We start from the raw sequence: 5,575 nt of genomic DNA, 5'->3' as shown, positions 1-5,575 counted from the left end.
CGTCTTTAATTGGAATGAATACCATTGGATCGCCACCCGATGAGACCATACGGCGAGTTAAACCCACTACCCGATACTGATGGCGCTTAATTTGAATGAGGTCGTTTAGCTCAAACCCCGTTTTAACATCTGCCAATGCTTCATAGTGTGACTGAACAATATGTCGACCGGAAATCAAATAGGCCGGCTCACCAAGCTGCCCACTTTCTACCCCAACCACCATGACTCGAGTATCACTTTGTCCTTTACGAACCTGCATTGTGAGATAGGTAATGTTTGCTGCGCGTGCAACGCCTGGCATTCCCAGCACACCTCTTACATAGTCATCTCGAATGCTGGATGCTTCAGCATAAGGGCCTTGGGTATCTTTTTGTACCACCCAAAGATCTGCACCACTATTGTTTAGTAGGGCCATGGCATCATCCACCATGCCTCGATATACCCCTGCCATTGTTAGAGTGACACCGATTAGCAGTCCGAGACCCAATCCCGTTAGAGCAAACTTACCCCAAGAATGCGCAATGTCACGACCCGCTAGGCTAATCACGGTGATTTCTTCAATAAAGAATCAACTACCTTAATGCGCTGCCCTTCTTTAATTTCAGCATCGCTATAGAGAACAACTTCATCACCACTCTTAAGTCCGCCGAGAATAACCACTTGACCATTTAAGCCGTTTTGTCCAATTTGTACCCGAGCAAAATGGGGCTTGCCATCCTTGAGCACCCATACCCCAGTTTCATCACCCCTCTTTTTAATGCTTGCGTTGGGCAAGCTAAGGCCATATTCACTGGGGGCTAATTGCAATGTCACTTCTGCCATCTCTCCAATTGAAACAGTCTTAGGCATATCTATCATTTCAATTTGGGCGATGCGTTCTTCTGCAACGCTATCACTGAGCATCTCAACGCGAACTACCTTGCCCGACATTGGGTGATGTGGATTAGAGCGCAATATCACATTTGCATCTAAGCCAACGGCTAATCCCATTGACTTACCTTGGTCAAAACGCGTCTTAATCCATAGGCTCGTTGGGTCGATTAACTTTAAAACTGCCTGACCAGCAATAACGGTTGAGCCTGGCTCGGCATCCCTAGATGTAATGATCCCATCTACTGGAGCCCTTAATTTAATATTAAGCTCTTGTTGTTTAAGCCCAGCCAAATCAGCGGTCGTTTTTTGAACAATCGCTTTTGCTGAATTGAGCTCTTGTGACTTTCCCTCAACAACAATTGGACTAATAAAATTCTTGTTACCCAATTCAACATAACGCTTATGCGTTTCTGAAGCTAGTAGTAAACGTGCTTTTGCATCAGTCACTTGTGCCTCAGCAGCAATCATTCTCTGATTCAGATCAATAGAATCCATCTCGGCCAGTAGTTGCCCCTCTTTAACCAAATTGCCTACATCTACATATACGTTTGAAACGCGTCCAGCAACTACTGGTCCCATCAAATAAGACCGCCTCGCTTCAATTGTTCCTACTCCAAATAGTGTAGGTGCAAGCGATTGGTCGCTGACTTTAATGGTCGTCACTTTAGTGGATGCTAAAGGTCCAGAATTTAGAACAACAAATCCAAATACGACCAATAAAAATGTAAGCGTGAGACCCATCAGTAATTGACGACGGGTAATGTCCAATTCACGCATTCGGAGCAGCAGTGAACTAAAAAGTTCTTTTAATTTAATGGTGGTATTCATTTTTTTGAGCCATTAATGTACTTGAATAAAAGATGCCTATCTTCTGATCATGCTCCCTTTAGTTGTTTACGGGGTGATTTAATTACCTATTATTATTGAAATGAACGCAATCGTTATTAATCTCTAATATTGATCTTTTTGTACTACTTAGAGCTATCATACACTATATATTTTTATATAATGTATGATAGCCTAAACAACAAACTTGTTACATCGAACGATCCCTACTTGGGTAAAAAAAATATCTAAGCTAAGTGCAGCCTATTCCATCCTACAAAAACAATACAAGAACTGCTGGGTAGTTCCAATTGGAGTTTGATGTAGCTCTGTTGAGCTATTAATAAGCTTGAATGTCTTGCCAAACTGCCCATGAAGATTTTCTGAGTCATAGCGAACCACATCTAAGCCGCTACACTTCTCTGGGCCATCGGGTCCAAAGGTGGACATAATCACATAGCCACCATGCTTCACTGAACGCATCACTTGCTCTACATATCTGGCTCGCTGCGCTTCTTCAGTTAGAAAATGAAAGACGGCTCTATCGTGCCAAACATCAAAATAGCCTTGAGGTAATGTTGCTTGCGTAATATCAGTGCAGTACCAGTGAACCTGAACAGCCCGCTTACCAATACGATCCCTAGCTACATCAATTGCTTTTTGAGAAATATCTAAAACGCTGATGTCCTCATAACCCTCAGACAAAAGGTCGTCAACTAGCGTAGATTCGCCACCACCAATATCAATAATGACGGCATCTTTACTGTGTGCTGCTTGATGAATAAGACTGAGGGATGTATCAAGGTGTGGCGCATACCAACTCAGCGCATCCGGTGCCTTGTCGCCGTAGACCTTCTCCCAATGTTCTTTTTTGTTCATTTGCTAGTGCTTAGGCTGTTTGTTAACAGCCTTCTTGTAAGCATCCATGCCACCTTTAGTTTTCCACTCTTCATAGCCACCCTGAAGAATGCGCAAATTCTCATAGCCAGCAACACGCAAAGCAAAGCCTGCCTGCGCTGAGAGACTGCCGGTATTACAGTAGATTAAGACAGGCTTGTTCTTAGGAATCTTATCCTTTTGTGCCAAGACTTGGCGCCACTCAATGTTGACTGCTCCAGGAATATGGCTCTTATCAAACTGAGCCTTATCTCTAGCATCAATCACCATCATCTTCTTATATTCTTCTGCGGGTATCTGCTCAGGAAATATCGTAGCACCGCCATAGTCCACAAACTCAAGATAACCCGCCATCTCATCAACAGCAATAGCTTTGTTATCAGCAAATGTAGGGCTTGCTATGAATGATGTGAGCGCAAGCGCAATGAATAGTTTTCTCATTTATTTCCCAGTCTTAATAGTTGATTTGAACTTATCGAATTCAGGTCTCACGCTATCGTTAAATAACTTACCTTGCTTCTTCTGCTTGGTGGTTCCCTCTAACTCCAGAATGTCCGCAATGATTTGATAGCTCACCATGCCATTGTGAGCGCCACCACTTGCCGCTATGTTTTGTCCGTTGTACCAAACTGAAGGAGCTGGCGTTAATGGCGGAACGGCTGTTTGGGGCAGAACCAAAATTGGTAGTCGATACGCATTAGCAATTTCTGCGGCAATTTGAACATTGGTGTTACATCTGGTCCCAGGAGGATCTTGATTAATGAATACCAAGGCTTTTTGCCCGTTAATCTCTAGCGGGACAGGGCTGTTAGCAAGAACGCTTAATGAGAACAAAGAGATAATGACCCCCACGAGCTTTTTAAGCATTTACACCCTCACTTATATTCAATAAAATCATTGAATGATTATGCCTAGACAAAAATCTACTTTCAAGCAAAAACTGTTCGAGCAATTTGCCAAACTCGGGAAAGCCCTTGGCTCAGAAGTGCGCTTAGAGCTGATTGAACTGATTATTCAGTGCCCTACAGCTGTTGAAGACCTAGCTAAAAAGGTTAAGCTGCCAATTGCCAATGTATCGCAACATCTACAAGTACTTAAACAAGTAGGCATTGTGAATACGATCAGACAAGGTAAATCCATTGTTTATGAGATAGCGGACTCAGATGTCATTGATTTGTTCTTAAAGCTACAAGGTGTTGGACAGCGCCACATTGAAGAAGTCGATAGCCTCGTCAATAAGTACCTCACCTCGCGAGATAGCTTAGAAGGCATGCCAGTTAATCAAGTACTTAAATTAGCCAAGCGTGGAGAAATCACGCTTTTAGATGTGCGGCCTAGTGAAGAGTACGCTCACTCCCATCTTGAAGGGGCACTCAATATCACCCTTGAGGAATTAGAAGAGAGATTGGGGGATTTTCCAAAATCTAAAACGATTGTCGCTTACTGTAGGGGCACGTACTGCGTACTATCTTATGAAGCTGTAAAGCGCCTCAGAGAAAAAGGATTTAAGGCAGTACGAGCAGAAGATGGCATACCCAATTGGCTCAATATGAATTTGAAGCTAGCTAAACAAGACGAGTAGTGATTGTTCCGTCTTAATCGCCTTATTCAAACGCCACAGTCTGCTTTTAAGTCGGCGCTTGTACTTTCTTTAGCTTTACATGTCTGCTTTCTACTTTTATGGGCTCCATCAACAGTAAAGCCGCTAAAAACAGTTAAAGAAGATGTCGTTGTTATCAAACTGAACGAGCCGCAAGAAAAGCAAGAGCCCGTCAACATCCAGAAGAATCAGACGCTCACAAAGAAGGCCCCAGCAACACAAGCAGCTCCAAATGCCCCAACAGCAGAGGAATGGGCTTTTGCCTCAACCTACACATTAAAAAATAGTAAAGGCTACAGACACACCTGGGGCAAGCAAGTGCGTAGCATGATGGGAACAGCTGTTGAAGGTGCCGATCAAGGGCAGGTGAGATTCAGAATCGAGATTGCTCCAAATGGAAGCATCACTAAAGTTGAAACACTCTGGAAGACATCTGATAAGGCTGAAGCCCTTGCTCGTAAAGCAATTTATTCAATGCCACCGCCACCGCCCACGCCAACTGGCAAACCACTCATCTTTGAAAAGACAATTTCATTTACGCCATTTGCTACTGATGACACACCCATTTACAGTGATGACTGTTTACCTGATCCACCATCATTTAACAATCCATTCGCATGGGATGGCAAATCACCGCAAGGGATAAAACAAAATAAGCCTGCCGAAAAGCTCGGTCCTGAAGCATTAGCAGAGTGCCTCAAACAATTACCTCAGGATTCTATTGAAGGCGTGGCCGCTCATAATCAGCGACAGCTAGATCAATGGGGGTCAAGCAATCTAAATCAAAGAAAGTAGTTCACGTACATACGTCTATGCGCATATATTTGTAATGTCGTTTTAAACGATATTCCTATAATGGGGCAAGCAAAAACACTTAAGGCGTCTATGGCTTGGATTATTACTAAGTATCTCCTAACAGCAGGGATGGTTGTATTCATTTCTGAAGTTGCAAAGCGAAGCGATCGACTGGGTGGCTTTATTGCGGCATTGCCCTTGATGACGCTTTTAACTCTGGTGTGGTTGTATGTTGAAAACCAGCCCGAGGAAAAGATAGCCAATCATGCCTATTACACCTTTTGGTATGTAATTCCAACATTGCCAATGTTTCTATTGTTTCCACTGCTACTTCCAAAGTTAGGATTTTGGCTAACGATGGGGGCTTGCGTAGTGGCAACTATCATCTGCTTTGGCCTATTTGCCTTGATGATGAAGGGCTTTGGAATTAATCTGCTATAGGCAATGGCATTTATTGGCCTTGGATTCAACCGGTCAACGCAACAGATTGAGCAAAACGTTCTGCCGGTGTTTGATAGTTTAGTGTTTTTCTAGGGCGTTCATTTAGTTTCCTTGCCACTGCATTGAGCTTGGCTTGGGAGTAGT

At 43.4% G+C, this 5,575-nt stretch carries 8 protein-coding genes and 1 pseudogene; 3 read left to right on the top strand and 6 right to left on the bottom strand.

What is annotated here, in order from left to right:
* The 5 genes from AOB49_RS12300 to AOB49_RS07890 all read right to left on the bottom strand — a co-directional run.
* The coding region (locus AOB49_RS12300; RefSeq protein WP_245640652.1) for an ABC transporter permease at positions 1-547 on the bottom strand (547 nt) is incomplete at its 3' end.
* Complete coding sequence (locus tag AOB49_RS07905) at positions 544-1,701, bottom strand: efflux RND transporter periplasmic adaptor subunit (protein WP_062309693.1); 1,158 nt, start codon at positions 1,699-1,701, stop codon at positions 544-546. The genes AOB49_RS12300 and AOB49_RS07905, both read right to left, overlap by 4 nt.
* A 261-nt stretch (positions 1,702-1,962) precedes the next feature.
* Entirely contained in the window at positions 1,963-2,577 is a 615-nt protein-coding gene (locus AOB49_RS07900; protein WP_062309690.1) for a class I SAM-dependent methyltransferase, read from the bottom strand.
* A 3-nt stretch (positions 2,578-2,580) separates the two neighbouring features.
* Positions 2,581-3,036, bottom strand: a complete 456-nt coding sequence (locus AOB49_RS07895; protein WP_062309688.1) for a rhodanese-like domain-containing protein — start codon at positions 3,034-3,036, stop codon at positions 2,581-2,583.
* Complete coding sequence (locus tag AOB49_RS07890) at positions 3,037-3,462, bottom strand: hypothetical protein (protein ID WP_062309686.1); 426 nt, start codon at positions 3,460-3,462, stop codon at positions 3,037-3,039.
* 34 nt (positions 3,463-3,496) lie between these two features.
* On the opposite strand from AOB49_RS07890, the gene AOB49_RS07885 reads away from it, so the two are divergent.
* From AOB49_RS07885 to AOB49_RS07875, 3 genes are all read left to right on the top strand, one after another.
* Positions 3,497-4,177, top strand: coding sequence for an ArsR/SmtB family transcription factor (locus tag AOB49_RS07885; protein ID WP_082784110.1), 681 nt, complete (start codon positions 3,497-3,499; stop codon positions 4,175-4,177).
* Positions 4,178-4,180: 3 nt separating this feature from the next.
* Positions 4,181-4,990, top strand: coding sequence for an energy transducer TonB (locus tag AOB49_RS07880; protein WP_216186610.1), 810 nt, complete (start codon positions 4,181-4,183; stop codon positions 4,988-4,990).
* Positions 4,991-5,080: 90 nt separating this feature from the next.
* Positions 5,081-5,431, top strand: a complete 351-nt coding sequence (locus AOB49_RS07875) for a DUF3147 family protein (protein WP_062309684.1) — start codon at positions 5,081-5,083, stop codon at positions 5,429-5,431.
* A 25-nt stretch (positions 5,432-5,456) separates the two neighbouring features.
* Here AOB49_RS07875 and AOB49_RS12065 read toward each other — a convergent pair.
* A pseudogene (locus AOB49_RS12065) lies at positions 5,457-5,575 on the bottom strand (IS30 family transposase); the annotation flags it as partial.

The organism is Polynucleobacter sinensis, assembly GCF_001595985.1.
GTDB classification, from domain to species: domain Bacteria; phylum Pseudomonadota; class Gammaproteobacteria; order Burkholderiales; family Burkholderiaceae; genus Polynucleobacter; species Polynucleobacter sinensis.
This window is presented reverse-complemented; position numbering and strand designations above follow the sequence as displayed.